Genomic DNA, 24,584 nt, shown 5'->3' on the forward strand with positions numbered 1-24,584 from the left:
CGGACCGGCGGAGCGGGGTTCACGACGCCGCCCGGTGCCTGGCCCGGTAGCGGCCGGGCTTCATCAGCGGGGTCGCGGCGAAGCGGGCGACGAGCCGGCGCAGCTCCTTGACCGCCGGGTCCTTGCGCCCGCTGGCGAGGATGGGCACGCCCTGGTTGGTCGACGCCGGCACCGCCGCGGAGCGCGGGATGACGACGTCCACCCCCGTGCCGATCGCCGTCTCGACGTCGCGCACCGACAGCCCGCCCTTGGCGTCGGCGAGGTTCATGACCACGTGCCGCCCTGCCGGGATCATGCACAGCTCCCGCAGGACGTCGAGCTCCTTGCGCAGCCCCCGGACGCCGGGGACGTCCATGCTGCTGAGCATGACCACGTCGGTCGCCCGGTCGAGCGCGGCCAGGGTCTGCTCGGACAGCCCCGGAGCGGTGTCCACGACGACGTAGCGGAACTCCCGGGCCAGCGCGGTCAGCAACCGGGTGACGTCGGCGCCGGTGACGGTGTCGCCGGCGGCCGGTGACTCGGCCCCGCACACGGCGTAGAGGCCGCTCGGGTGCTGGGTGAGGAAGGTCTTGAGCACCATCGTGTCCTCGCTGGCCGGGCCCTGGACGGCCTCGGGCAGCGTGTGCTCGGGGACCAGGCCCAGGGCGGAGGCGACGTCCCCGAACTGCACGTCCAGGTCGACCAGCACCGTCGACTGCGGTGCCGCAGAGGTGAGGCCCAGCGCGAGGTTGGCGGCGATCGTCGTCTTGCCGACCCCGCCCTTGGGCGAGGCGATGGTGATGACCCGCCCGGTGTAGCGGGCGGTCTCCTCCAGTGGGCGCAGCACCCGCCGCCGGCCGGCCGCGGCGGCGCCGGCCCGTTCCACGGCGGCACGGATCCCCTGGGCGTCCGCGCCCGGGGTCAGCAGGTCGCGGATGCCGGCCCGCATGGCCGCCTGCAGCATCTCCGGCACGGGCTCGGCCAGCAGGACGACGCTGATGCCGGGGCACTGGACGTCCAGCCGCTGGGCGAGTGTGAGCACCTCCTGCGGCGGCGCGAGCGGTCCGATGAGCAGCACGTCCGGCAGCTCCCCGTCGAGCAGCTGCTCGAACAGCCGCGCCGGGTCGCCGGGCAGGCGGCCGGGCGGGAGGACCTGGACGTCACCGTCGACCGCGGCGTGGACCCTCCTGGCGAGCCCGTCGTCCGCCGCGGCCAGGACCACCCGGCTCACTCGGAACCCCCGTAGACGGTGCCGAGGCCGGCGAGCAGGTCGCCGTAGACGTTCCCCTGGGTGACGATCCTGGTGTCGTCGACGTCCGCTCCCTCGGGCTCGAGGGCCAGCCACACGGTGCCGTGCTCCATGCCGAAGACGACGAGCTCGGCGTCCCGGGACGGCACGGCGAGGGTCACCATCAGGCTCCCCGTCGGGGCCGCGCCGCCCGAGGAGGCCGTCTCGACCCCGTCCTCGGTCTCGGGTGCGGGAGCGCCCTGGACCTGGGTGACCAGGACGCCGTGCAGGGTCGCGTGTGTGACCCCGATCTTCTTGCCGGCGTCGTTCTCGAGGTCCATGGAGATGTAGACGCCGATCTCGTTCCCGGCCGCGAGCCGACCGCCGACGGCGCGCTGCGGCTCGAGCAGCACGCTCACCTCCGACGAGCCCTCGGGTGGCGGCACGGTCCCGGGGAGGGCCATGTCCTCGGGAGCGGTGAACCGGCTGGCCAGCAGCTGCTCACCGGGCTGGAGGTCGGCGGTCGCCACCTGGCCGGCCAGCGCGGACAGGTCGGTGACCCGGCCCTCGACGGCGGCCTTGGCGGGCAGCTCCTCGGTTCGCACCAGGTCTGCGATCTCCTCGCCGGCCGTCCCCTCGGGGATGAGCCGGTCGACGACGAGCACCTCCACGGTGCGCACGCCCGCGAGGGCGCGGGCGTCGGCACCGCGCACGTAGGCCAGGAGGACCACGGCGCCGGCGGCGGCGAGGACGAGCGCCGCGACGGCGGCGAGGAGTCGGCGTCTCACGGAGTGCCCCTATCTGATGAGTCGGAGGACGGACGCCCCGGTCACCGGCGCGCTGGGGTCGTAGTCGAAGCGGTCGGACATCTCGACGAAGCGGGTGAAGTAGCCGCTGACGCAGCGCTCGTTCCCGCCGCACGGCCTGGGACTGGAGCTGAACTGGCCGCCGAAGTGGAAGCCGGTGACGTGGAAGGCCGCGTAGGCGTAGACGTGGTACCAGGCGTTGCTGCCGGTGTCCCCGGAGGCGTCGAAGAGCGGCAGGAGCACGGTGTCGCCCACCAGGGACGCGACGTAGGAGGGCTCGCACACCGACGGCGGGGTGTTGCCGGTGGACGAGTACGAGCGCTCGCCGCGCGCACTGGCCGCCTCGCAGGTCCCCGGTGGGGTGTCGAGGTAGGCGAAGCCGCCGGGGACGACGTTGCGCGACGGCCCCGTGCAGCCGACCGTGCCGGACGTCTTCGTGAAGTAGATGGTCCTGATGGCCGTACCGGACGGCAGCCCACCGCCGGTCTGCTGGGAGAACTCGCACCAGGAGAAGGTCAGCGGCAGGACGGCGGTCCCCCGGCTGGGACCGCCCCAGGCGACGGTGGCGGTCGCCTGGACCTGGGTGGCGTCGTGGCCGAGGACGGGCGCGAACCAGTGCTCGGTCGGCGTGCTGCTGGTGACCGTGACGCTGGTCGGGTTGCTGCCGAGCAGCGGCGGGGCCGCGTCGGCGCCGCCGAGGTTGGCGTCGACCAGGCTCTGCGCGGTGGCCCGCATGTCACCGCAGGCGCCCATCGCGCAGTCGCGGGCGACGGCGAGCGCGGCGGCGTCGGCCGCGGTCTGCAGCCGGGCCTTCTCGGCGTACATCGCCCCGACGTCCACGGCGATGGCGGTGAAGCCCAGGACCGGCACGAGCAGCAGGGCGACGAGGACCGCGGTGGACCCGCGCTCGCCGGCGAGCCGGCGGCGGGCCCGCGCGAACCGGCGGGCGGTCAGCCGTTGCACCGCATGACCCCCGTCCCGGTGAGGTCGATGCTCGCGCCGAAGAAGTCGGTGAGGAACGGCATCGGGTAGTCGATGGTCACGCGGACGGTGGCGGGCCCGGACGTGGTCGTGGGGCAGGAGGCCGGCGTGATCGCGATCTGCGCGTCGGTGATCGCCGGGTCGAGCGTGGGGGCCGCGGTCCGGACGGCGGTGCGCGCGGCGGCCCGGTCGTTCTGCAACGCCATGACCCGGGCGCCCTCGCGGGCCGCGGCCGACAGCGTGCCCTGCACCTGGAAGGCGTGACCGAACTCGGCGATGCCCAGCACCAGGACCAGCAGGAGGGGCACCACCATGGCGAACTCCACCGCCGCGGCCCCGTGCTCCTCAGGCATGCGCTTGCGCACGTCCCCCTCCTCTCCGTGGTCGTCGTCCGCACGTCCGTGTGCGGCGGCGCAGCGGCTCGCCGGGGGAGAGAGCCGCTGCGCCGCGGTGGCCTGGGGCGGTTCAGCCCTCGCCGGCGCCGTTGAGGGCTGCGGAGATCTCGCGGAACAGCCCGTCGAGCTCGTCGCCGAGCAACATGACGGCGCCGATGATGAAGACAGCGATCAGGCCGACCATCAGGCCGTACTCGACGGCGGTGGCGCCCTTCTCCTCGCGCTGGACGCGGTCCTTGGCGAGGGAGACGAGGGTGACGAGGGTGGCGAGCGGGTTGAACACGGGGACTCCCAGGGGGATGGGTGCCGAGCCGGTCCGGATCGGTCGATCCGGCCTCGCGGCAGTGAGGGAGCCGTCGGACAGGTCGTGCGCCGACTTGAGGGGCATCCACCCGGTCGGCCGACACACACCCCTCTCCCGGGCGTACCTCGACGTCCCCGCTGACTCCGCGTGACACCGGTCACGCGCACGTGATGCGCGACCGGTGTCAGTCCCCGTCAGGACAGCAGCGCGCTCCACCCGATGGCGACGGCGGCGCCGGCCAGCATGGCCGGGCCGAAGGGGAGCTCACCGCGCAGCCCGATGCGCCGCGTGGCGAGCAGGCCGAGGGTCACGGCGGCCTGCAGGACGAACCCCGCCAGCGCCCCGGCGAGGACCGCGCCCCAGCTGAGCCAGCCCAGGCAGAGGCCCAGCACGGCGGCGAGCTTGACGTCGCCCATGCCGAGTGCCCCCGGGGAGACCAGCGCCAGGACGAGGAAGACGGTGAAGAGGACGACGGCACCCGCCCCGGCCCGCAGCAGCGAGACCCAGGCCCCTTCGACCGCGGCGGGGACCACCAGGAGCGCCGCCGACCCGCCGAGGGCAGGCAGCACCACGCGGTTGGGCAGCACCCGGTGCCGCAGGTCGATCACGGCCAACAGCAGCCCGGCAGTGGCGAGCAGGAGGAACGCGGGGAGCTCCCAGGAGATCCCGAAGCGCAGTGCCGTGAGGCCGAACAGCAGTGCCGCGGCGACCTCGAGGAACGGCCGCCCGACGGCGCCCCGTCCGGGCCCGAGGACCTCGCGGGTGCGGGCCTGCGCCCGCCACGGGTAGCGGCCCACGGCCCGGGCGATGAGCGTCCCCACGGGCACGCCGAGGACCGCCGCGACGACGGCGACGATCACGCTCCCCGGGCCCGCTTCTCCCACGGCGGGGACGATGGCACGGCGACGGCCCCCACCCCAGGAGCCCGGCCTCACCATGTCGAGGGAGATCCGTGCGCGCATCGGGCAGGGGCCGGCCGGCGGACCGGGGTCAGGGGTCCGCCGGCCGGCGATCCTCGGTTCTGCAGCAGCGTGACCCTGTCCGGTGGTGCAGACGGTCTCCGTCGTGCTGCTGCGGCGGCGGTGCACGAGAGGAGACGGGTCCCGGCCCGCGCCCTGACGCGGGCGGGCGGCCCGGGCGTGGCGCGTGACGCGGCGGCTCCCCGCGCTGGTGAGCCCGGGAACCCGGCAGCCCTCAGCTCTGCGGGACGCGGGAGAACGCGGGTCCGGCACGACCGTCATCCACCGTCGTCGGCGGCGTCGGCATCCGGAACGTCCTGGTCCGGGGGCTGCACTGGACCGTTCCGCGCGCCGAGGCAGAGGTGACAGAGGTAGCGTCCGGCGGGTGGCGGCCGTCGAGCCGGTGGGCACCCCCGCCGAGGGCAGCGCGTCTCCGGACGTCGCAGCCCTGATCCCGCTCGTCCGCCGCATCGTGGCCTCCCGCGTCCCGGACGCGGCCACCGCCGACGACCTGGTCCAGGAGACGCTGGCCCGCCTGCTCGCCGCGTCCGACCGGATCGAGCCCGGCATGCTCGAGCCCTACGCCATCGTGACCGCGCGCAACGTGGTCGCCTCCCTGTGGCGGGACCAGGACCGGCAGCGGCGCAACCAGCACCGCGTCATCGACCTGCGGCCCCCGCCGGCCCCGGACGAGGACGTCCTCGCCCAGGAGGACCGGGCGGCGGTCGCCGAGGCGCTCGACCGGCTGTCCGACCGCGAGCGCGCCACGCTGCTCGCCCACGAGGTCGCCGGCCAGGACACCCGCTCGCTGGCCGCCGAGCTCGGCTCCACGGCCGGGGCGGTCGCCGCCCAGCTCAACCGCACCCGCGCCCGGCTCCGGGTGGAGTACCTGCTGGTGTCCGAGCGGGTGGAGCCGCCGACCGAGCGGTGTCGGCCGGTCCTCATGGCCCTCTCCAGCGGCGACCGGCGCCGCCAGCGGGAGGTCGACGCGGCCCGTCACCTGCTGGAGTGCGAGGTCTGCTCGCGGCTCGCCGGGCCGCTGCTGGAGCGGGGACGGTCCCGGGACGACGAGGTGCGCGTCGCCGTCCGGACCGACGCCGACGTCGTCGCCGCACGGCAGGCCGCGCGGGAGATCGCCACCCGGCTGGGGTTCTCGCCCACCGACATCACGCTGATCGCCACCGCCGTGTCCGAGGTGGCCCGCAACATCGTGCGCTTCGCCGACTCCGGCGAGGTGGTGGTCACCGAGCTGGCCGAGCCGCGCTGCGGCATCTCCATCGTCGCCCGCGACGCCGGCCCGGGGATCCCCGACGTGGAGCAGGCGCTGCAGGACGGCTACAGCACCTACCAGGGGCTCGGGCTGGGGCTGCCCGGCGCCCGGCGGCTGATGGACGAGTTCGCGGTGGTCTCCGAGACCGGCCGCGGGACGACGGTGACGATGACGAAGTGGCGGGGTGAGGCATGACCCGGAACGAGAACCCGACCGTGACCGCGGCGCCGGCGGACGGCCATCTCGACCAGGACGGCCTGCTCCCGCAGCTGGTCGCGCACCTGCGCGAGCACCGGACACGACTGCGGCAGGAGTGGGCCCGGCGCATCCAGGAGGCGCACCTCCTGCAGACGATGACGTCGCAGGAGATGGCCGCGGAGACCACGCTGGTCTACGACAACTACGTCGAGGTGCTCGAGACCGGCAGCGTGGAGGCGCTGCAGCACTACGCGCGCGACCTGTCCGAGCGGATCATCCCGCGCGGCGTGGAGACCCACGAGGTCGTCGGGATCGTGCTGCTGCTGCGCGACGTCCTGGCCCGGTCGCTGTTCGAGAAGTACCAGCGCGACTTCGCCCTGCTCAACCGGGTGCTCGACGCCTACGAGCCCGCCGCCAACCGGATCGCCAACACCGTCGCGGTGAGCTTCGTCGAGGAGCGCGAGCGGGTGATCCGCCAGCAGCAGGACTCCATCCGCGAGCTGTCCACCCCGGTGCTGCCGGTACGGGAGCGGCTGCTCATCCTGCCGATCATCGGGATGCTCGACCGCGAGCGCGCCCGGCAGCTGACCGTGCAGCTGCTCAGCGGCATCCGCACGCACCGGGCGAAGGTCGTGGTCGTCGACATCACCGGTGTCCCGGACGTCGACGAGTCGGTCGCCAACCACCTCGTGCGGACCGTGGACGCCTCGCGGCTGATGGGTGCCAGCGTGATCATCACCGGGCTGTCGCCGGAGATCGCCCAGACGCTGGTCACCATCGGCGTCGACCTGTCGAAGATGAACACCATCGGCGACCTGCAGGGAGGCCTGGAAGAGGCCGAGCGGCTGCTGGGGTACGCGGTCAGCCGGGACGACGGGGGCGGTGGGACGTGACCGGCCCGCGGCTGTTCTCGATCCTGCGGCAGGGGCCCTACCTGATCGCCTCGGTGCACACCGCGCTGGACGACTCGCAGCTGGTGCGGTTCCAGCGCGACCTCGTGGAGCGGATCGGCGGCGACCGCGCCCGGGGCGTCGTCATCGACGTCGCCGCCCTCGACGTCCTGGACTCCTTCGGCACCCGGACCCTGCGCGGCATCGCCGAGATGGCGCGGCTGCGCGGTGCGGTCACCGTCATCGTCGGCATCCAGCCCGACGTCGCGTACACCATGGTCGAGCTCGGCATGGACACCGGATCGGTGACGACCGCGCTGGACCTGGAGGAGGGGCTCGCCGAGCTCGACCGGCTACTGGGGACGCGGCCGGTCCCGGGGGCATGAGCGGGCACGCGGACCTGCTGCGGGACTACCGGGCGGCGTTCCTGAGGTACCTGTCCCGGCACGAGGAGACCTCCCTCACCGCCGGCTACCAGCTCGGCCGCACCGCGCTGGCCGCAGGGCGCAGCCTGCTGGAGGTCGTGCAGGTCCACCACGAGGTCCTCACCGAGGTGCTGCGGGACACCGCGGCCGACGAGGTGCCCGCGGTGGCGCGGTCGGCGTCGTCCTTCCTGCTCGAGGTGCTGGCCAGCTACGACATGGCCCGGCGCGGCCCCTCCTGACCCCTCCGCGTCATCCCGCGGCGGCCGCCGCGTCTTCCTCATGACGGTCCGGGAAGTCGACGAGGGGATGCCACTGTGACGACGCGACGCTCCGAGGACGACGGGGACCAGCTGCCGCGGTGCGGGGCGGTGCACTCGAGGACGGCAGCTCCGGCCGGGTGCGGCGACCGCGTCGCGTCGGGTGGCCGACGGCCGGCCCAGCGACCGGATCCGGGCCCGGGCCTCATCGAGCAGTTGCGGCAGGCGGCGGTCTACGTCGAGACGGCGGCGGTGCTGGAGCGGCGGGCGGGGCGCGCCGACGACCCCGCGCTGGCCGCGCTGCTGCGCGAGCGGGCCGACGTGCGCCGCCGGACCGCGGAGCGGCTGCGGGCCGCGCTGGCCGAGCAGCGGCCGCTCCCCCGCCGGCTGCCCGCCGCGGACTGGGAGTGGTCGTGAGCCCGCTGGCCTGGGCCCTGGCGGCGTGGGCCGTCGCCACCGCCGGCACGGCGATCTGGTACGCCCGCGCCTTCGCCCGCACCTCCCGCGGAGCGCCGCCCCGCGACCCCCGGCACCGGTGCTGAGGCCGGTTCAGTAGTACCCGCGGGCGCCGTCGAGCTGCTCCCGGATCAGGTCCAGGTGCCCGACGTGCCGGGCGACCTCCTCGACGACGTGGAGGAGCACCCAGCGCAGGGTCAGGCCGTCGGCGCCGTACTCCGTGTTCTGCCCCAGCGCGTCCAGCGACCACTCGGCGACGATGCCGTCGGAGACGGCGCACTGGCGGGCGTACTCGTCGAGCAGCACCGGCAGTGGGGTGTCACCGACCTGGAAGTCGGCCTCCGGGACGTCGCCGAACTGCGGGTTGACGTCGGAGGGGCGGTCGAGGAAGAGGACCTCGAACCAGCAGTGCTCGACCCAGCGCAGGTGGGAGACCAGTCCCGCGACGGTCATCGCCGGCGACGTGGGCAGCACCGACCGGTGGGCGTCGTCCTCGGAGAGGCCCTCGCACTTGTAGGGGACCAGCGCGCGCTGCAGGTCCAGCCAGCCGAGCAGCTGGGTCCGTTCGTCGGCCATCCCGGGCGGGCGGGTGCGGGGAGGGGTCACCCCCGGAGACCGTAGTGCCGCCGCGGTCGCGGTGCTCCATGCTCGGGGCGGCACCCTCGAGCGGCTCGCGGGAGGACGCAGTGCGACGCATCGTGTGCCGGGAGTTCGGCCCGGTCGACCGGCTGGCACTGGTGGAGGAGCCCGATCCGGGACCGGGGCCGGGCGAGGTCGCCGTCGCCGTGGAGGCCGCGGCGGTCAGCTTCGTCGACGGGCTCATCGTGCAGGGGCGCTACCAGGTGCGACCGCCGCTCCCCTACACGCCGGGGACGGCGGTGGCCGGCCGCGTGCGGTCGGTGGGTCCGGACCTGGCCGGCGTCGCCGCCGGGGACCCGGTGGTGGTGCTGTCGATGGCCGGCGGGGGGTTCACGACCGATCTGGTCGCACCGGCCACCGCGGTCGTCCCGCTCCCGGCCGGTCTGGCGCCCGCACTTGCCGTCACCGCGGTCGAGAACTACAGCACGATCAGCTTCGCCCTCGCCCACCGCGTGCCGGTCCGCCCCGGTGAGTGGGTGCTGGTCCTCGGGGCCGGGGGCGGGATCGGCCTCGCCGCCGTGGACGTCGCCCGTGCGGCCGGCGCGCGGGTCGTGGCGGCGGCGTCCACCGCGGCCAAGCGGGCCGCGGCGCAGGCGGCCGGCGCCGAGGTGGCCCTCGACTACAGCGACCTCAAGGCCCGCGTGCGGGAGGTCACCGGCGGCGGCGCGGACGTCGTCGTCGACCCGGTCGGCGGGGCGCTGGCCGAGGAGGCGCTCCGTTCCCTGACCGCCGGCGGCAGGTTCTGCGTGCTCGGGTTCGCCGGCGGCGAGATCCCGCGGTTGCCGGCCAACATCGTGCTGCTGCGCAACCGCAGCGTGGTCGGCGTCGACTGGGGCGACTGGGCGCGGACCGACCCCGGGGCGGCGACCGCCCTCCTGTCCGGCGTGCTCGGCCGCGTCGCGGACGGGGAGCTGCACCCGCCGGCGCCCACCTGCCTGCCGCTGGAGCAGGCGGCAGACGCCCTCACCCGCCTCGCCCGCCGGGAGGTCGTCGGCAAGCTCGCGCTCGTCCCCTGACGACGCCGGTGCATCCACCGCGGCGCCGTCGGCCGAAGTGGGGTCGTGGAGTTCCAGGCGCCGCACCCGGACTGGGTCCTCCAGCCGCTGCTCGACGCCGGACTGGCGACCGAGCGGATCCGCACCCTGGTCGACCGGCTCGGCTTCGAGGTCATCACCCGGGAGGGCTCCCCCACGGAGGCCGACCTCAGGACGGTGGTGGCCGATCAGCCGCCGGCCGTCCGGTCGGCCTGGGTGGAGGTCCTCAGCCGGTTGATCGTCTGAGCCCGCCGGCGCGGTCCCCCCGGCGGCCGGCGGTCACTCCGGAGCCGGGGACAGCAGACCGAGCTGCTGGGCCTTGACGACGGCCTCCAGCTGCGACCGGACGCCGAGCTTGACGTGCAGCGACTTCACGTAGCCCCGGCAGGTCTCCAGGGTGATCCCGAGGACCCGGGCGATGGCCTTGACCTGCATGCCCCGGCCCAGGCAGTCGAGGACCTCCTGCTCGCGGCGGGTCAGGTTCGGCCGCGGCTCGTTGACCGGCACCGGCCGGCCCCCGGGGACCGCCCCGGCGGAGAAGGTGGACGGGGCGACCAGCATCTGGCCGCCCTGCACGCGGGTGAGGACGTCGATCATCTCGGCCAGGGAGCCGTCCTTGGGGATGAACGCGGACGCCCCGGCCTGGGTGGCGCGCACCACCCACTCCGGGTCACGGTGCGCGGTGACCACCGCGACGACGGCGTCCGGGGCGACCTCGCGCAGCCGGCGGGTCGCGGACAGCCCGTCCTGGCGCGGCATCTCGATGTCCATCACGACGATGTCGGGCTGCAGGTCGCCGGCCATCGCGACGGCCTGCGCGGCGGAGTGCGCCGTCCCCAGGACCTCCATCCCGGCCGCCTCCAGGGCGCCGGAGAGGAGTTCGGCGAAGGTGCGGTGGTCGTCGACGACGAGCACCCGCGGCGGGGGCGGGAAGGCGGAGCGGTCGTACGGGTGGTGCTGGGCGAGCGGCACGGTTCCCCCGTGGATCAGGCACCCCGGTGTTGGAGCGCGCCAGCATGGAACGTGGGAGTTCCGTTGCAGGGAAGGGGTCGGGCCGAACTGGTGACCTAGGTCCCTGCTCGTCGACCGTGGTCGGCTGCGCGTCGGGACGATGCGTATCGATCCGGCCGCGTTCCGGTACCCGGCCCGCACGCCCGCCGGAGGGTGCCGCCGCGGCCTCAGGTCCCGCAGTAGGTCACGTAGGGGCCGGAGTCGGGGGCGGGCGCCGCGTAGCGCTCGAGGCCGGGGCGCTCGTCGAAGGGGCGGGCCAGCACCTCCAGCAACCGCTCCAGCGGGTCCAGGTCGCCGGTCGTCGCGGCGGCGAGCGCCTCCTCCACCAGGTGGTTGCGCGGGATGTAGACGGGGTTGGTCCGGTCCATCAGGTCGGCGTCGGGCTCCAGGGCGCGCCACCGTTCGATCCAGGCGTCGAACCCCGCGAGGTCGAGGACCAGGCGGCGCACGGGCTCGGCGTCCCCGCGCGCGGCGGCGCCGAGGAGCCGGAAGGACGACGTGAGGTCGACGCGGTTGCGCTCCAGCAGGGTCATCAGGTCCTCGACGAGGGGCACGGTCACCGCGTCGTCCAGGCCGTCGCGCAGGCCGAGCTTGGCGCGCATGCCGGCCGACCAGGCGTCGCCGTACTGCGCGCGGAACGCGCCGAGCGACTCGACCGCGAGGGCGACCGCCTGCTCCTGGTCGTCGGACAGGAGTGGCAGCAGGGCCTCGGCGAACCGCGCCAGGTTCCACTCGGTCACGACCGGCTGGTTGCCGTAGGCGTAGCGCCCGCTCTCGTCGATGGAGCTGAACACCGTGGCGGGGTCGTACGCGTCGAGGAAGGCGCAGGGCCCGTAGTCGATGGTCTCGCCGGAGATCGTCACGTTGTCGGTGTTCATGACCCCGTGCACGAAGCCGACGAGCATCCAGCGGGCCACCAGTGACGCCTGGGCGGCGACCACCGCCTCGAACAGCGCGAGGTGGCAGTTCTCGGCCTCCGCCGCACGGGGGTGGTGCCGGGCGATCGCGTGGTCGGCGAGGCGGCGCAGCAGGTCGACGTCGTCGGTGGCGCGGGCGTACTGGAAGCTGCCGACGCGCAGGTGGCTGCGCGCGACGCGGGCGAGCACCGCGCCCGGCAGCATCGTCTCGCGGCGCACGGGGCGGCCGGTCGCCACGACGGCGAGCGAGCGGGTCGTGGGGATGCCCAGGGCGTGCATCGCCTCGCTGACCACGTACTCGCGCAGCATCGGACCGACCACGGCCAACCCGTCGCCCCCGCGGGAGAACGGCGTGCGGCCCGCCCCCTTGAGGTGCAGGTCGCGCAGGCCGTCGGGGCCGTCCAGCTCACCGAGCAGCAGCGCGCGGCCGTCCCCGAGCCGCGGGGAGTACCAGCCGAACTGGTGCCCGGCGTAGGCCTGCGCCACGGGGTGGGCGTCGGCGGGCAGGGAGGTGCCCACCAGCAGGCCGATGCCCTCCGGGCTCCGCAGCGCGGCGGGGTCGAGGCCGAGCTCGGTGGCCAGGGAGTCGTTGAGGACGAGCAGCCGCGGGTCCGGCGCCTCCGCGGCTCGCCACGGGATCGCCAGCTCCGGCAGCTCGCGGGCGAAGGAGTCGTGCAGGACGACGGCCGATGCCGGGGCGAGGCTCACCCCACCACGGTACGTACGCGGCCGCGGACCGGCTCCGCGGCGCCGTCTCCCCGTCCCTGGCCCGAGGCCTCGACGAGGTCGTTCCAGCACCCGTTGACCTCGAGCGCACTCCAACTCCTACGGTCGCTCGCGCACCGACCGGCTCGATCCCGCCGATGACTTCGCGTCCGCGACGAGGTCGAAACGGAGACCGTTCGTTCGTCGTCCTGGTGAGGCCCCGCGGGCGACCGCCCGGGAGGCCGACACCCCGGAGGGACCCCCACCATGACCATCACCGACCGCACCCCGCTCACCCGGGACACCGGCCTGACCCAGGCCGCCCGCGACGTCGTCCTGCTCCTCGCCCGGATCGGCCTGGGCGTGATCATGGTGGCGCACGCCAAGCTCGAGTACGACTTCGGCGGCAGCCTGAGCGGGGTCGGGCGGCTGTTCGAGCAGTCGGGCGTCCCGCTCGGCAGCGTGACCGGCCCGGCCAACGTGCTCTTCGAGCTCGTCGGCGGGATCGCGATGATCGTCGGCGCCGCCGTCCCGATCGTCGGCGTGGTCATGGCGCTGAACATGGTCGGGGCCTGGGTCTTCGTGCACACCAGCGGCCTGTTCGCCATGGACCACAACGGCCCCGAGCTGGTCATCACGCTCGGGCTGCTCAGCCTCGTGCTCGCGGTGACCGGCTCGGGCCGCCTCGGGGTCGACCACCTGGTCGCCCGGCGCCTCCGCCGCCGGTCACACCGCGGAGCCTGACCGGCACCTACTCGCAGCCGACGCCGTCCTCGTCCCGGTCGAACTCCGGCTGCCAGCCGGGGTCCCCCGGGCGGATGGGCGCAGCGCCGGCGGCCCGTACCGCATCGCAGTTCTGGTAGTGGACGCCGGCGTCGGGCGCGGGGGCCGGGGCCGGTGCGGGGACTGGAGCGGGGGCCGGGGCCGGAGCGGGGGCCGGGGCCGGAGCGGGGGCCGGTGCGGGGACCGGGGCCGGAGCGGGGGCCGGTCGCGGTGCCGGCACCGGGACGGGCACCGGGACCACGTCGGTGTCGGGCTCCTCGACGGGGACCGGCACCGGGACGACCCGGGGAGCCGGGGAGCTCTCCGGCTCCGGTGCGGGCTCGGGCAGCGCGGCGACCACGCCGCCGGGCAGCGGCTCGTCGGGGCAGGTGGTGAGCACGGTGGCGACGGCGTTCTTCTCCGCCTGGGTCATCCACAGCCCGTAGCTCACCTTCACCGCCACCTGCCGGGCGACGTAGGCGCACCGGTAGGCGGTGTTCGGCGGCAGCCAGGTGGCCGCGTCGCCGTCGCCCTTCTGCATGTTGAGCGGGCCGTCGACGGCCAGCAGGTTGAGCAGGTCGTTGGCGAAGGCGGTGCGCCGCGCGGTGTCCCAGCCCTGGGCGCCCTTCTGCCACGCGTCCGACAGCGCGACGACGTGGTGGATCTGCACGTCGTCGCTCGTGTCCTGCCCGCGCTGGAAGGCGATGGTCCTGGCGGAGTAGGGGTCGGCCAGGGTGCCGGTCAGGACGACGCAGTCCCGGGTGCCCGGCTTGACCGTCTCCCCCGTCAGGTCGCGGGCGAGGACGTCGTTGCGGGTGTCGCAGCCGTTCCGGTCGGTGTCCACCCACCCGTTGCCGAACAGGTCCCGGTCGTACCCGGTCCGCGGCGCCCGGCCCTTGACCTCGACGGCGGCCAGGGCGGCCAGCGCCGAGGTCCGCGCCGCCTCCTGCACGGCGGTCTGCGTGGCGCCGTCGGACAGCAGCCCGGTCGTCCGGTCGACCCCGGCGACGGCCCGCTCGTCGGTCTCGGCCTCCATGAGCGCGGCCTCGGCGGCGGCGGTGTCCGCCTCCGAGGCCGATGGGCTCGCCGACGCCGGGGCGGCCGCCGACGGCAGCTGCTCGCTGCGGGCCGTGGCGGCGGTCGGGGTCGGCAGCAGCGTGCCGCCGGCGACCACCAGCGCCAGGCCACCGGCCGCGACGGCCCCGCCCACACCGCGCGTGGCGATGCGGACCCAGGGAGCCCGCCCGCGGACGAGGGCGATCCCGCCGACGGCGGCGACGGCGGACCCGCCGAGGACGAGGGCGCTGCCCGCCCCGCCCCTCAGCGCACCGAGCAGGACCAGGACCGCCACGACGGCGGCGACGACGGCCGGCCGGCGCGGACCCGCCGCGGTCCCTCCCCGGGCCGGGGCGGGTGCACTCGTCGGTGCGGGGCGGCCGGCCGGCGGCGCAGCCGCGGCGACCGGTGCGGCCTCGCCGGGGCGCACCGCGCGGGCGTCGGCCCAGGTGGCGACAGCCTCCAGCACCTGCTGCTCGACCGTGCCCAGCGGGAACTGCACGTCCCGCGGGGTCGGCACGGCCCCGGGCAGGGAGGCGGCGAAGGCGCGCACCTGCTTGCCGTTGGCGACCAGCCGGTTGCCCTCCAGGTAGAGCGTCACCGGGACGCTCGCCCACCGGGCGTCGAGGACCAGCCGGATGTACCGCGCCTGGCCGCTGCCTCCCGGTGGGACGGGCTGGTAGCCCAGCGCCACGGCCTGCTCGGCGGCCCGCCGCATGAGCGTGTTGCCGGACCTGCTCTCGTGGTGGGCCAAGATCGCACTCACGGCCGGCTCGAACACGTGTGCCCCCGATTCCCCGTGGCTCGTCGTCCCCACCCCGTCGGGGACCGGTGCCGAGCCCGGCGGAGTGTCACCCACGCGGGCGGCGCGCGGGAAGCACGGCTCGGGGCGCCCCTCCCCCCGCGCGCCCCAGGGACCCCAGCCGTCACCTGCGTCTTCGCGCAGCCGGCCGCCTCGGGAGCAGCGGCCCGGGACCCCCAGGTCTGGGGACCGGCACCGCGTCCGCCGTCCGCCGTCCCCCCGGTCCGGACCGGCTGCGCCGAGGATCCCTGCGCCGGACGGGTGGTTGCATGTCGAGAACCCGGAACCGGCTCCGCTCACCAGGTGAGGGCCACGACAGGCGCGGCCCACGAGACCCGGAGACCACCATGCCGAAGTACCTGCTCCTCAAGCACTACCGCGGCGGCCCGGAGCCGCACCGTCCCTTCCCCCCGATGGACCAGTGGGCCCCCGAGGACGTCGAGGCGCACATGGCCTTCCTGAGGCACGTCAACGAGCTGCTCGAGGAGAACGGCGAGCTCGTCGACGTGCAGGCGCTCACGCCGGTCCGGACGTGGGTGCGCTACGGCGGTCCGGACGCCGCGCCGGTCACCACCGACGGGCCGCTGCCCGAGACCAGTGACCTCGTGGCGGGCTGGTACATGGTCGACGTCGAGTCACGCGAGCGCGCGCTCGAGATCGCGGCCCACATCTCCTCCGAGCCCGGCCCGGGCGGAGGGCCGCTGTACGAGTGGATCGACGTCCGGGAGGTCATGTCCGGGCCGCCGTCGGACGACTGACCCGACGTCGTGGACGAGCCGACGCGACCGCTGGACGAGGGCGCGCTGCGCGCCCTCGTCCCCCGGGTGCTCGCGGGCCTGGTCCGGCGCGGGGAGGACTTCGACGCCGCCGAGGACGCGCTGCAGGAGGCGTTGCTGGAGGCGCTGCGGGTGTGGCCCGAGCACCCGCCGCGCGACCCGCGCGCGTGGCTGACGACGGTCGCCACCCGGCGGCTCGTCGACGCCCGCCGCAGCGAGGACGCCCGGTCCCGCCGCGAGGAGGCGACGTACGCCGAGCCGCGACCCGCCACGACCGAGGAGGGCGACGACACCCTCTTCCTGCTCTTCTGCTGCTGCTCCCCCGACCTCGCCCCCGCCTCCCAGGTGGCGCTGACCCTGCGCGCCGTCGGCGGCCTCACCACCCGGGAGATCGCCGACGCCTTCTACGTGCCGGAGGCGACCATGGCGCAGCGGATCAGCCGCGCCAAGCGCGCCCTGCAGGGGCGCCGCCTGGACTCCCCCGGAGACCTCGCCGTCGTGCTGCGCGTCCTCTACCTCGTCTACACGGCCGGCCACTCGGGGCGGGTGGACCTGGCCGGCGAGGCGATCCGGCTCGCCCGGCAGCTCACCCTCGCCACCGAGGAGCCGGAGGCGCGGGGGCTGCTCGCGCTGATGCTCCTGAACCACGCCCGCCTCCCGGCGCGACGGGACGCGGAGGGACGTTTGGTCCCGCTCGACCGCCAGGACCGCGGCCTGTGGGACACCCGCCAGATCGCCGAGGGCGTGCGCGTCCTGCAGTCGGCGCTGGCGCTCCAGCGTCCCGGCCGCTACCAGGTCGAGGCCGCCATCGCGGCGCTGCACGACGACGCCGCGAGCGCCGAGGAGACCGACTGGCCACAGATCCTCGCCTGGTACGACGACCTCGTCGCACTCAGCGACGACCCGGTCCGCCAGGACCCCGCCGCGGTGCTCGGCCGCGCGGTCGCGGTCGGGCACGTCCTCGGCGCCGCCGCCGGACTGCGCGAGACCGACCGGCTGCGCGAGGTGCTCGGCGAGCGGCACCGGTGGCACGCCGTCCGCGGCCACCTGCACGAGCTCGCCGGCGACCTGTCGGCCGCCGGCGCGGCGTACGCGGAGGCCGCCCGTCGCGCCACCGACGTCGCCGAGCGGGACCACCTGGTCCGCCAGGCCGCCCGCGCGCGGGCCGGGACCACGGAGGGCACCTCGTCCGGAGGAGGGGGACCCGCATGACGATCCAGCGGCTGGAGAACGTGGGCATCGTGGTCGACGACCTCGAGGCCGCGACCGGGTTCTTCGTCGAGCTCGGGCTCGAGCTCCTGGGGAGGGGGCCGGTCGAAGGCGACTGGGTGGACCGCGTCGTGGCGCTCGAGGGCGTCCGCGTCGAGGTCGCGATGATCCAGACCCCGGACGGTCACGGCCGGCTCGAGCTGATGCAGTTCCACTCCCCACCTGCGCGGACCGGCGACCGGGGCGCGCCGCCGAACACCCCGGGCATCCGCCGGGTCGCCTTCGCCGTCGACGACATCGACGCCACCGTGGCCGGTCTGCGTGCCCGCGGCACGGAACTCGTGGGTGAGGTCGTGCGGTACGAGGACAGCTATCGGCTCTGCTACGTCCGCGGCCCGGAGGGGATCATCGTCATGCTCGCCGAGCAGCTCGGCTGAGGGCCCGCCCGCCCGAGCGCAGGCGCCGGAGGAGTCGGAGGACGTGCGTCGAGGCGGGGTTCCATCGCGTGGAACCCCGCCGCAGCGCACAGCGTTCCGCCGTGCCGACCGGGCGCGCGGAGGCCGACCGTGGGGGGACCGCTCAGCGTCGACCCCTAGGGACGTCGGACGGCGGGGCGCAGCAGGACCTCTGACCGCACCCCTCCAGGTCATCAGGTGGGCGACGGACGAGTCGGCCTGTACGCCGGGAGCCGTGACGGTCGAGTCGACGATCGTCGGCTTCCGGTGGATCCGCCCCTGGAACAGCGGCTGTGCCGTTGGCGGCGCACAGCCACGGCTGGCGGTTCGCGGCCGAGTTGCGGAGTCTGTGCGGACTGGGCAGTCGCTGGCGAGCGGTCGATCGCGGCCTGCCACGTGTCCCCGGAGGCGGCTTCAGGGACCGTCGGGCACTCAGTGCCTGGTCTCGTACCTGGTCAGGACCACGCCGTCGGGGAACGTCCGGGTCTCCACCAGGTTCAGGTTCACCCAGTTGTCCAGGGCCGTGAAGAACGGCGTGCCGCTGCCCACCAGGACCGGTGCGGTGGCCAGCACGTACTCGTCGATCAGCCCGGCCCGCATCGCCGCCGCGGCGAGGGTGGCGCCGCCGATGTCCATGGGGCCGCCATCCTCGGCCTTGAGCCGGGTGATCTCGGTGACCGCGTCGCCGGTGACCAGGCGGGCGTTCCCGTCGACCGTGCTGATCGTGGAGGAGAACACCACCTTCGGCATGTCCTGCCAGCGGCGGGCGTACTCGATCTCCGCCGGTGTGGCGCCGGGCTGCTGGTCGGCGGTCGGCCAGTGGGAACTCATCGTCTCCCACAGTCTGCGCCCGTACAGCGCCAGGCCCGTCGCCCCCACCCGGTCGGACCACCACTGGAACAGCTCGTCGCTCGGCACGCTCCAACCGAGGTCGTCGCCGGGCGCGGCGATGTAGCCGTCCAGGCTCAGGTTCATGCCGAAGGTCAGTTTCCGCATCGCGAGGCCTCCCGTGGGTCGGTGTTCGGCGTACCGACCAGCAGGGCGCGGAGAACTCATCGGTCAGGCCACACCGAGGGCCGGTTGACCACCACCGCCCCCGCTGACCGCATGGTCCAGGTCAGCGGCGGGCGACGGACGAGTCGGCCTGTACGCCGGGAATTGTCAAGCAGGCAAGGATTCCTCTTCATCGTTGCGCAACAGCCCTTATGAGCTGCAGCGATCACTTGCTGTAATCGGCCACACATGTCATGGATGGTCATCCTCGCGTGCCCCCGCTGTGCCCCCGGCATGTCAGCGTTCTCCGCCGACACACGAGTCGACGGAGGAAGGTTGCCCAGGGTTGGTCGATCCCCAGGCGGCTCCATTTACGCCATCAGGCCCATTCGGCGACGCGCAGTCGGCGACGGCCGCGCGCAGCCGCATGAGGTCAGCCGCGAGGTCTGGTCTCTCGTAGGCGGCCAGGTAGACGGCCAAGCCCAAGACGCCCGTCAGATTGTCGCCCGGGGCCATGCCGATCGCGCCGTTGCAGCGCCGGCAGATCAGTCCGCGGACGTTGTCCGCGCTCGAGGAGTGATCATGGTCGGTCGCCAGACGGGTCCAGCGTGAGCGACCGGAGTCGGGCGCTCCACAGCTCGGGTTCGCACAGACGCCGCCCTGCTTCGCCAACATGGCGGCGCGTTCCTCGTCCGTGAGGGCCCAGCTGGTGTTGGTGGCCAGCCACTGGCGGGCTCGCTCCCGCACGCCGGGGTAGCGGCTGAGGCACATCCGGGCGTAGCGCTCCCCTGTTCCCCGCCGGCGGGAGATGAGCACTGGGGTGCCCTCACCGCATACCGAGCAGGTGGCCGTCTCGGCGTCCAAGTCGACGTCGGCCAGCCGATGCGGGGACGGCCCGGGCGGCCCGCTGAGACCGCTGTACTCGAAGCGAACGTAATGACTGTGGCAATAGCCCTTCGAGCGCCGTGGCCGCTCACATCCGTCCACCTTGCACACGGCCGGTAGTTCCGGCTTGGGGTAGAGCCTGTCGAGGACGCCACGTCGCCAGGCGGCCGAGTAGTGCATTTTGCAGAGGCCGCGACTCTTGTAGTACACGCCTCTTTCACACCGCTCCTCTCGCCATTTGCAGCGGTCGCTCACATTGGAAGAGATAGCCGAGAAATCCGCTGCGCGCAAGCCAGCAATCGGGTGACGCGATGTCCGCGACGCACCGATCGGCAACCTTTCCGGCCGACCCCGGGTTGTTAATCCGGGCGACGCGTGTCATACGTACATCCTCGCTCGGATTCCCGGGGGGAAGTGGGGCGACAGGGGTAATTCGACGGAAGCGGCGGACCGCGACCAACGAGTGCCTCGTGGGGCTGCACCGGGTTCGAGAGTGGAAAGTGGCCTGCTGTGGGCTGGTAGCAGCCGTGGCGGACGGCGCGCTCCGCGACTTCATGCCGCGCCGGTGCACCGTCCGGCCGTCTCGATGGATCCGTGTCGGTCGCGGGGCGTGAGCGTCGACGTAGTGCCAGCATGTGCGGCCCTCCCATTCCTTGTAAGAGGTGCACATGTCGGGCTGGTTCGCCGTTGCAGGCTACCCACTCGTCAGCGTCTTCGTCAGCGCGATCTGCATCTACCTCGGGCCGTACCGCCAGCTCGTCGAGCAAAAGTGGGGATTGCGATGTGCGCGGACGTGCCGCATTAGCGGACATTCCGGGCGATGCGTGGCTGATTAGCCACGCATCGGTACTAGATTGGCTGAATCCGACCATCCGAGACCATTTCTATCGTTTAGGTCACAACGCCTCACGACTCCGATCTCGGCCTTGAACCGAGTTTCGCTTTCCGGAAAGGCGGGGGTCGGTCGAGGTCATATGTCGTGGGCAGCCAGCCTCGAGGTGTCCACTGATGGCGTCTCGTCAGCAGCTGCGTCGTGAGCGATGCCTCGAGACACGGCCTTGCGGGTGGAGTCGCGCGGCAACCTGCCTACCCGCGGCTCACCGCCGCCATCGTGACCGGTGAGGTCCAGACGGTGCTCGCCTGGGCGCCTGAGGGGCTGCACCGCTCGCCGCGGGAGATCGAGGACCTCCTGGAGCTCATCGAGCGCCACGGCGTCAGCGTCGAGACGAGTGGCGGGGCTATGGGACGTCGAGCTGCCGTGGGCAGCGATACTCCCGCCTGCACGGCACCCGCAGCACTACGTGACGCGGGGCTGACATCGCCTGGATCTGCTCTGCCAACGACCCTGTCGGGGATTCGAGTCCCTTGTGGTGGGCCCTAAAGGGAGGTAGCTCGAACCAAGCGTCCCGGTTCCGACGGCTGGCCAAGGCCGTACCCACCCTGCTCCGCCAACGACCACACCGCGACAAGCCTCCAAAGCAGAAGCAGCGCCGGCTGGACACGGGAGCAAGTTGATCAACTGGTCGCCGAGTACCAGGCCGATGACGACATAATCATTTCGCGCCGCCCGCTGGGGTCTGCACCGGACGACCGTGGCCGCGCACCTCCACCGGGTCGGCGACACGCTGCGGCGGGTTGGACTCCCACCCGAACGGGTCGACGAAGCGGTCCGGCTGTACGGCGAGGGCTGGTCACTCCAGCGGTTGGCAGAGCGCTACGGCTGCTACGACGATACGGTGCGGCAAACCCTCAAGGACGTTGGCGTCCGCATGCGCAAGCCATGGGGGCGACATTAGGCAAGACCGAGCTGCCAGAGGATCAAGCGTCGATTCAGCTCCGAGAAGGCGTCGAGATCATTGCTGACTGCTGGCGCTGCATCAGCCGCCGTTAAGTTGGCGTGCAGTAACCGCTCAACCGGGGTTAGCCGCATCGCTTCATTGAGGAACCCAATGACCGCGGGCAGCAGACGTTCGATCAGGACGTCGATGTCGGCGTGCAATTGACCGGGGATAAGCTCCTTCATGCCCCAGGCAGCCCGTCCGCCTTGTCGGTCAGCGCACTCCAGCAGCGTCGTTGCGTCTGCGCTCGGCAGCGCGACGAGCGTGTCGGTCGGACCACGGAACGAACCGTCGCTGACGGCCAGCGGCGTCAGTGCGGCACCATGCACGGTATTGCGGAGTAGCCGCAAGATGGCTAGGACATCACCGTAGGCAGCCGACTTCGTGAGATCAGACAGCTGCCGGTGGTGGCGCCGTAGTTCGCGCTCCCACCGTCCGCCTCGCTTCCACGATGCTTGATAGAGATCGCCGGCGGACAGGCCGAGCACCATGTGGGCCACACGGGCGCTGACATCCACCGCCGCCATCAGAAGAAGCAGCAGGCGATCGAGCGCAGCCAGCGCATCGTCAGCCGTGTCGTTGTTCTGCGGCGCATTCAGGGCAGCGAAGGCCTCGTCCCGCGCCCGTAGGGCCTGGTCTACGCGCTGCAGGAGGGACTGCGCATGAAAGGTCAGCGTGTCGTCGCCGCTGGCGGTGGACTCCCGCACGCAAGCGGTCATCCAACGCCAGCCCTCAGGCAGCAGCGCCCGAGTGGCCACCCAGTAGAACAGGCCGCGGTTGAAGGTCGCCATGCCATGGCCGTCCGCAGACCGCCAGGTGATGTACTCACCCTGCTGGCGCAGATACAGGCCGATGAGCGGCAGGGCGTCCAGCGGCCGCAGCACGGTGATGCCCCGCGTCGGCGCGAACCGCCGGTCCTCGAAGAGATATGACCGCTCGGTGATGAACACGTCGGCATGCGCGGCGTCAACCACCCGCGCGGCCAAGACGTCGGCTGCTCGCCGCGTCGCGGCAACGCCGGCCGGGAGCTCCCGGTAGCTGACCGCTTCACCGTCACCCCGCGCTAGCTCCATAAAGTGGTGAGCCATCACTGCCCCTTGAGCAACGCCGTCCTCATCTGCGTACGTCACGGCGAAGTCACGCAGGGATTCGGGCGTCTCCTCCAGCGCGATCCAACCTGGCACCACTTCTCCGAGCCAGTCAATCGACCGGCGTGGCGCATCGGCGGGCGGTCCGTCGTCGGCGTAGCGATACAGCTCAATATGCGGATGGGTCAGCAGGCCAAGTAAGAGATGCAGCTTGTCCTGAGCCGTACTAGCGCCGACCGCAGCGTCGAGCACCACCCGCATCTTGCGGAGCGGCGCCCCCTGCGCGAACAAGGGCGAATCCGGGCCGTCTTCCGGCGGGCGACCGTATCTGCCACCGGGATGTCGACCCTCGCGAGAGCCTTTCAGGACCGCCATGCTCATGGCAGCCAGTGCCGCCACTTCGGGCTGTAAATGTTGATACGCATTTGCTCACTCTTGGCCACCACCGCCGTCCCGACTACCAAGAAGGCCTCGATGACATGGGAGCCGGTGTATGAGACCGCCTCCCAGTTCTCGCGCTCGTCTCGACTCGGCGCTCCCCCGAGCTGCTTGGCCTTGAAGAAGTCCCCGCGCAACCCGCCCTCATGGCGGGCATGGCCGCCGGTGTTGATGACACGCCACCAGATTTCGCCCCCGGTCGGGCCTGTGACCTCCGCCAGAAAGCGCAACTTGTGCTCGGGGAACAGCAGGCGGTCGTTGTCGCGGTAACGCCGACGCTGGCAGTCGCGGCCTCGCTGGTAGGTAGCCGTGCGCGTGATCGCGTACGCGGGGTGGTAGGCCTCGAACCAGCCCCTGTCCTCCGGCCGCTTGGCATGACTGCGGTCTCCCAACCGCACGCCGAGCGCCGTGGCGTGGGGCAGCGGAAAGACGTCGTCGCCCAGCAAGGCCTGCCACAGTTCCGTCGACTCCGCGTCGTCATCGGCGTCGAGCGCCTTACGGGCGGCGGCCGAAGCGTCATCGAGATGACTGATGAAGTTGGCCATCTCCTTCTTGGTCCAACGCCGCGCCAGGTTCTCGCCGGCAAGCACGGGGTTCGTCACGACCGGCACTTCATCGAGGCCGGACAGCGCCTGGGCCAGTCCCTTCAACGTCAGCGCGAGGCGCTCGGCGTCATCCGACACGCCGACCGGCATGTGGCGGCTGACAAGCACCTGCAGCAGGATCGACTTGATGGCGGCCCGGTCCTGCTGCCGGCTGCGCCAGTGCTTCAGGGTTTTGACCGTACGGGCGAAGGCATCGCCCTGGGCGGCGCACCACCGGGTGAACTCCTGCGGAGCGGTGCCATGCCAGCCTTCGCCACGGCGCGGCACCTCGAACGGAGCACCGTCGTCCGCGTGCGGCCGGACGGGGACGACGTCGACGTGGAAGCCGCCGATGGCGTCATCGGCATACTTCAGTCGAACGCACGGCGTTCTGGCCTCAATGCGGTCCTTGTAACGCCCATGTGAGGCCAGGGTGTCCTCGAGGGCCCTGAGGGCACTGGTGGCGCTGTTCTCCTCCGCGGCCGAGACGACGACCACATCGACGTCGTACTCGCCGCCCTCCGACGGCTTAATGGCAGTGCCGTTGGCGTAGGAGCCCTGCAGGAAGACGGCGCTGGCGTTGAGATCGAACGCCTCACGCAGGTATGCCCCAAGAGCAGTGGTCGCGCTTTGGATCCGCTCGACCTGCCGCTCGCGGAGCGAGATGTTGTCGATGAAGCCGGCGAACTGGTCGGGCAGCGAACTCACGCCTGAGACCTCCTGAGCCACTCCCGGTTTCGGAGGACGACCAGCAGCTTGGGGAGCTGCCACCATGCCAGGTGACAGCGGACGTCGAAGAGGAAGCTACGGGCAGCCGCTGAGACATCCGGGTGCTCGGCGTCAGGATCGGACCACGAGGGCCGAGCTGGCGGGCTCGCGTCCCAGGCCTGCTGGATGAGCGGACTGGTGACAGCCTTCACCTGCCTGACAAGGCAGGCGTATGACCGCTGCACGTAATTCGACTCGCTGCCGATCCAGCCGGTGTGATAGTCGATATCCAGCTGCAGGTCACGGAAGGCAGTGATCAGGGCATCCTCGGCATCGTCACTTCTGCGGCGGCGACGGATCCGGTAGAGCATCTCACGCCAGGCCAACGCCGCCCGATAGGCCTCGCCATAGAGCGTACGCCGCCGCGTCCGCTTCTCCCCGAAGTAGGCGAAGACAGCCGACAAGACCGCCACTGTAATCGCTCCGCTCGCCGTAATGGCGGCAGCGACTAGCGGTGTCGATCCTTGATTCATAGA

Annotated in this window: 28 protein-coding genes; 13 read left to right on the plus strand and 15 right to left on the minus strand. The window is 72.9% G+C overall.

Going from position 1 to position 24,584, the window contains the following annotated elements; all coding sequences use genetic code 11:
- Nucleotides 1-19 precede the first annotated feature (19 nt).
- The 6 genes from ACI79I_RS19310 to ACI79I_RS19335 form a co-directional block, all read right to left on the minus strand.
- The gene (locus ACI79I_RS19310; RefSeq protein WP_456993930.1) at nucleotides 20-1,210 is read right to left on the minus strand and encodes an AAA family ATPase; all 1,191 of its coding nucleotides are present in this window, start codon (nucleotides 1,208-1,210) and stop codon (nucleotides 20-22) included.
- Entirely contained in the window at nucleotides 1,207-1,995 is a 789-nt protein-coding gene (gene cpaB / locus ACI79I_RS19315; protein WP_456993931.1) for a Flp pilus assembly protein CpaB, read from the minus strand. The genes ACI79I_RS19310 and cpaB overlap by 4 nt, the downstream gene beginning before the upstream one ends.
- A 9-nt stretch (nucleotides 1,996-2,004) precedes the next feature.
- A complete protein-coding gene (locus tag ACI79I_RS19320) occupies nucleotides 2,005-2,976 on the minus strand; it encodes a pilus assembly protein TadG-related protein (protein WP_456993932.1) in 972 nt (323 codons plus the stop codon).
- Nucleotides 2,964-3,359 carry a TadE/TadG family type IV pilus assembly protein gene (locus ACI79I_RS19325; protein WP_456993933.1) on the minus strand — a complete coding sequence of 132 codons (396 nt, stop codon included), beginning with the start codon at nucleotides 3,357-3,359 and terminating at the stop codon, nucleotides 2,964-2,966. Before ACI79I_RS19325 ends, ACI79I_RS19320 begins: the two co-directional genes overlap by 13 nt.
- Before the next feature lie 100 nt (nucleotides 3,360-3,459).
- Nucleotides 3,460-3,672: a Flp family type IVb pilin gene (locus tag ACI79I_RS19330; protein WP_456993934.1), complete on the minus strand. Its 213-nt coding sequence runs from the start codon at nucleotides 3,670-3,672 to the stop codon at nucleotides 3,460-3,462.
- 215 nt (nucleotides 3,673-3,887) lie between these two features.
- Nucleotides 3,888-4,577, minus strand: coding sequence for a prepilin peptidase (locus ACI79I_RS19335; protein ID WP_456993935.1), 690 nt, complete (start codon nucleotides 4,575-4,577; stop codon nucleotides 3,888-3,890).
- 460 nt (nucleotides 4,578-5,037) lie between these two features.
- Between ACI79I_RS19335 and ACI79I_RS19340 the strand changes: the two genes are divergently transcribed.
- From ACI79I_RS19340 to ACI79I_RS19365, 6 genes are all read left to right on the plus strand, one after another.
- The gene (locus ACI79I_RS19340) at nucleotides 5,038-6,117 is read left to right on the plus strand and encodes a sigma-70 family RNA polymerase sigma factor (RefSeq protein ID WP_456993936.1); all 1,080 of its coding nucleotides are present in this window, start codon (nucleotides 5,038-5,040) and stop codon (nucleotides 6,115-6,117) included.
- Nucleotides 6,114-7,013, plus strand: coding sequence for an STAS domain-containing protein (locus ACI79I_RS19345; RefSeq protein ID WP_456993937.1), 900 nt, complete (start codon nucleotides 6,114-6,116; stop codon nucleotides 7,011-7,013). The genes ACI79I_RS19340 and ACI79I_RS19345 overlap by 4 nt, the downstream gene beginning before the upstream one ends.
- Nucleotides 7,010-7,396: an STAS domain-containing protein gene (locus ACI79I_RS19350; RefSeq protein ID WP_456993938.1), complete on the plus strand. Its 387-nt coding sequence runs from the start codon at nucleotides 7,010-7,012 to the stop codon at nucleotides 7,394-7,396. The genes ACI79I_RS19345 and ACI79I_RS19350 overlap by 4 nt, the downstream gene beginning before the upstream one ends.
- Nucleotides 7,393-7,674, plus strand: coding sequence for a phosphatase RsbU N-terminal domain-containing protein (locus ACI79I_RS19355; protein WP_456993939.1), 282 nt, complete (start codon nucleotides 7,393-7,395; stop codon nucleotides 7,672-7,674). The genes ACI79I_RS19350 and ACI79I_RS19355 overlap by 4 nt, the downstream gene beginning before the upstream one ends.
- Before the next feature lie 75 nt (nucleotides 7,675-7,749).
- Complete coding sequence (locus ACI79I_RS19360) at nucleotides 7,750-8,109, plus strand: hypothetical protein (RefSeq protein WP_456993940.1); 360 nt, start codon at nucleotides 7,750-7,752, stop codon at nucleotides 8,107-8,109.
- Complete coding sequence (locus ACI79I_RS19365) at nucleotides 8,106-8,234, plus strand: hypothetical protein (protein ID WP_456993941.1); 129 nt, start codon at nucleotides 8,106-8,108, stop codon at nucleotides 8,232-8,234. Before ACI79I_RS19360 ends, ACI79I_RS19365 begins: the two co-directional genes overlap by 4 nt.
- 7 nt (nucleotides 8,235-8,241) lie before the next feature.
- On the opposite strand, the gene ACI79I_RS19370 is transcribed toward ACI79I_RS19365, so the two are convergent.
- Entirely contained in the window at nucleotides 8,242-8,754 is a 513-nt protein-coding gene (locus ACI79I_RS19370) for a DinB family protein (protein ID WP_456993942.1), read from the minus strand.
- Nucleotides 8,755-8,834: 80 nt separating this feature from the next.
- Between ACI79I_RS19370 and ACI79I_RS19375 the strand changes: the two genes are divergently transcribed.
- Together ACI79I_RS19375 and ACI79I_RS19380 are read left to right on the plus strand one after the other, a co-directional pair.
- A complete protein-coding gene (locus tag ACI79I_RS19375) occupies nucleotides 8,835-9,803 on the plus strand; it encodes a zinc-binding dehydrogenase (RefSeq protein ID WP_456993943.1) in 969 nt (322 codons plus the stop codon).
- Nucleotides 9,804-9,848: 45 nt separating this feature from the next.
- Entirely contained in the window at nucleotides 9,849-10,067 is a 219-nt protein-coding gene (locus ACI79I_RS19380; protein ID WP_456993944.1) for a hypothetical protein, read from the plus strand.
- 33 nt (nucleotides 10,068-10,100) lie between these two features.
- On the opposite strand, the gene ACI79I_RS19385 is transcribed toward ACI79I_RS19380, so the two are convergent.
- Together ACI79I_RS19385 and ACI79I_RS19390 are read right to left on the minus strand one after the other, a co-directional pair.
- Nucleotides 10,101-10,793: a response regulator transcription factor gene (locus ACI79I_RS19385; RefSeq protein WP_456993945.1), complete on the minus strand. Its 693-nt coding sequence runs from the start codon at nucleotides 10,791-10,793 to the stop codon at nucleotides 10,101-10,103.
- 206 nt (nucleotides 10,794-10,999) lie between these two features.
- The gene (locus tag ACI79I_RS19390; protein ID WP_456993946.1) at nucleotides 11,000-12,457 is read right to left on the minus strand and encodes a protein adenylyltransferase SelO; all 1,458 of its coding nucleotides are present in this window, start codon (nucleotides 12,455-12,457) and stop codon (nucleotides 11,000-11,002) included.
- Nucleotides 12,458-12,721: 264 nt separating this feature from the next.
- Between ACI79I_RS19390 and ACI79I_RS19395 the strand changes: the two genes are divergently transcribed.
- The gene (locus ACI79I_RS19395; RefSeq protein WP_456993947.1) at nucleotides 12,722-13,198 is read left to right on the plus strand and encodes a DoxX family protein; all 477 of its coding nucleotides are present in this window, start codon (nucleotides 12,722-12,724) and stop codon (nucleotides 13,196-13,198) included.
- A gap of 7 nt (nucleotides 13,199-13,205) precedes the next feature.
- Here the strand turns inward: ACI79I_RS19395 and ACI79I_RS19400 are convergent, their stop codons facing one another.
- Nucleotides 13,206-15,038: a GmrSD restriction endonuclease domain-containing protein gene (locus ACI79I_RS19400; RefSeq protein ID WP_456993948.1), complete on the minus strand. Its 1,833-nt coding sequence runs from the start codon at nucleotides 15,036-15,038 to the stop codon at nucleotides 13,206-13,208.
- A gap of 383 nt (nucleotides 15,039-15,421) precedes the next feature.
- Between ACI79I_RS19400 and ACI79I_RS19405 the strand changes: the two genes are divergently transcribed.
- The 3 genes from ACI79I_RS19405 to ACI79I_RS19415 are packed head-to-tail and all read left to right on the plus strand — an operon-like array spanning nucleotide 15,422 to nucleotide 17,496.
- Nucleotides 15,422-15,832 (plus strand): YciI family protein, encoded by a 411-nt coding sequence (locus tag ACI79I_RS19405; protein WP_456993949.1) that lies wholly within the window; start codon nucleotides 15,422-15,424, stop codon nucleotides 15,830-15,832.
- Between the two features lie 9 nt (nucleotides 15,833-15,841).
- A complete protein-coding gene (locus ACI79I_RS19410) occupies nucleotides 15,842-17,062 on the plus strand; it encodes an RNA polymerase sigma factor (RefSeq protein WP_456993950.1) in 1,221 nt (406 codons plus the stop codon).
- Entirely contained in the window at nucleotides 17,059-17,496 is a 438-nt protein-coding gene (locus ACI79I_RS19415; protein ID WP_456993951.1) for a VOC family protein, read from the plus strand. The genes ACI79I_RS19410 and ACI79I_RS19415 overlap by 4 nt, the downstream gene beginning before the upstream one ends.
- Before the next feature lie 450 nt (nucleotides 17,497-17,946).
- Here the strand turns inward: ACI79I_RS19415 and ACI79I_RS19420 are convergent, their stop codons facing one another.
- A complete protein-coding gene (locus ACI79I_RS19420; protein ID WP_456993952.1) occupies nucleotides 17,947-18,510 on the minus strand; it encodes a dihydrofolate reductase family protein in 564 nt (187 codons plus the stop codon).
- A gap of 294 nt (nucleotides 18,511-18,804) precedes the next feature.
- A complete protein-coding gene (locus ACI79I_RS19425; RefSeq protein WP_456993953.1) occupies nucleotides 18,805-19,602 on the minus strand; it encodes an endonuclease domain-containing protein in 798 nt (265 codons plus the stop codon).
- 823 nt (nucleotides 19,603-20,425) lie between these two features.
- On the opposite strand from ACI79I_RS19425, the gene ACI79I_RS19430 reads away from it, so the two are divergent.
- On the plus strand, nucleotides 20,426-20,773 hold the full coding sequence (locus ACI79I_RS19430; RefSeq protein WP_456993954.1) for a recombinase family protein: 348 nt from the start codon (nucleotides 20,426-20,428) through the stop codon (nucleotides 20,771-20,773).
- Between the two features lie 411 nt (nucleotides 20,774-21,184).
- Here ACI79I_RS19430 and ACI79I_RS19435 read toward each other — a convergent pair whose 3' ends face one another.
- Genes ACI79I_RS19435 through ACI79I_RS19445 form a run of 3 tightly spaced genes read right to left on the minus strand, consistent with a single transcriptional unit; the run spans nucleotide 21,185 to nucleotide 24,512 of the window.
- Nucleotides 21,185-22,699, minus strand: coding sequence for a hypothetical protein (locus ACI79I_RS19435; protein WP_456993955.1), 1,515 nt, complete (start codon nucleotides 22,697-22,699; stop codon nucleotides 21,185-21,187).
- Nucleotides 22,696-24,048, minus strand: coding sequence for an SMODS domain-containing nucleotidyltransferase (locus tag ACI79I_RS19440; RefSeq protein WP_456993956.1), 1,353 nt, complete (start codon nucleotides 24,046-24,048; stop codon nucleotides 22,696-22,698). Before ACI79I_RS19440 ends, ACI79I_RS19435 begins: the two co-directional genes overlap by 4 nt.
- Entirely contained in the window at nucleotides 24,045-24,512 is a 468-nt protein-coding gene (locus ACI79I_RS19445) for a hypothetical protein (protein WP_456993957.1), read from the minus strand. Before ACI79I_RS19445 ends, ACI79I_RS19440 begins: the two co-directional genes overlap by 4 nt.
- Nucleotides 24,513-24,584: the final 72 nt, after the last annotated feature.

The sequence above is a fragment of the Geodermatophilus sp. SYSU D01105 genome (assembly GCF_054050095.1).

Bases quoted from the DNA above. Each gene is read 5' to 3' on its own strand.
- ACI79I_RS19405 (WP_456993949.1), top strand. From the start codon at position 15,422: ATGCCGAAGTACCTGCTCCTCAAGCACTACCGCGGCGGCCCGGAGCCG.
- ACI79I_RS19435 (WP_456993955.1), bottom strand. From the start codon at position 22,699: ATGAGCATGGCGGTCCTGAAAGGCTCTCGCGAGGGTCGACATCCCGGT.
- ACI79I_RS19415 (WP_456993951.1), top strand. From the start codon at position 17,059: ATGACGATCCAGCGGCTGGAGAACGTGGGCATCGTGGTCGACGACCTC.
- ACI79I_RS19345 (WP_456993937.1), top strand. From the start codon at position 6,114: ATGACCCGGAACGAGAACCCGACCGTGACCGCGGCGCCGGCGGACGGC.
- ACI79I_RS19395 (WP_456993947.1), top strand. From the start codon at position 12,722: ATGACCATCACCGACCGCACCCCGCTCACCCGGGACACCGGCCTGACC.
- ACI79I_RS19420 (WP_456993952.1), bottom strand. From the start codon at position 18,510: ATGCGGAAACTGACCTTCGGCATGAACCTGAGCCTGGACGGCTACATC.
- ACI79I_RS19355 (WP_456993939.1), top strand. From the start codon at position 7,393: ATGAGCGGGCACGCGGACCTGCTGCGGGACTACCGGGCGGCGTTCCTG.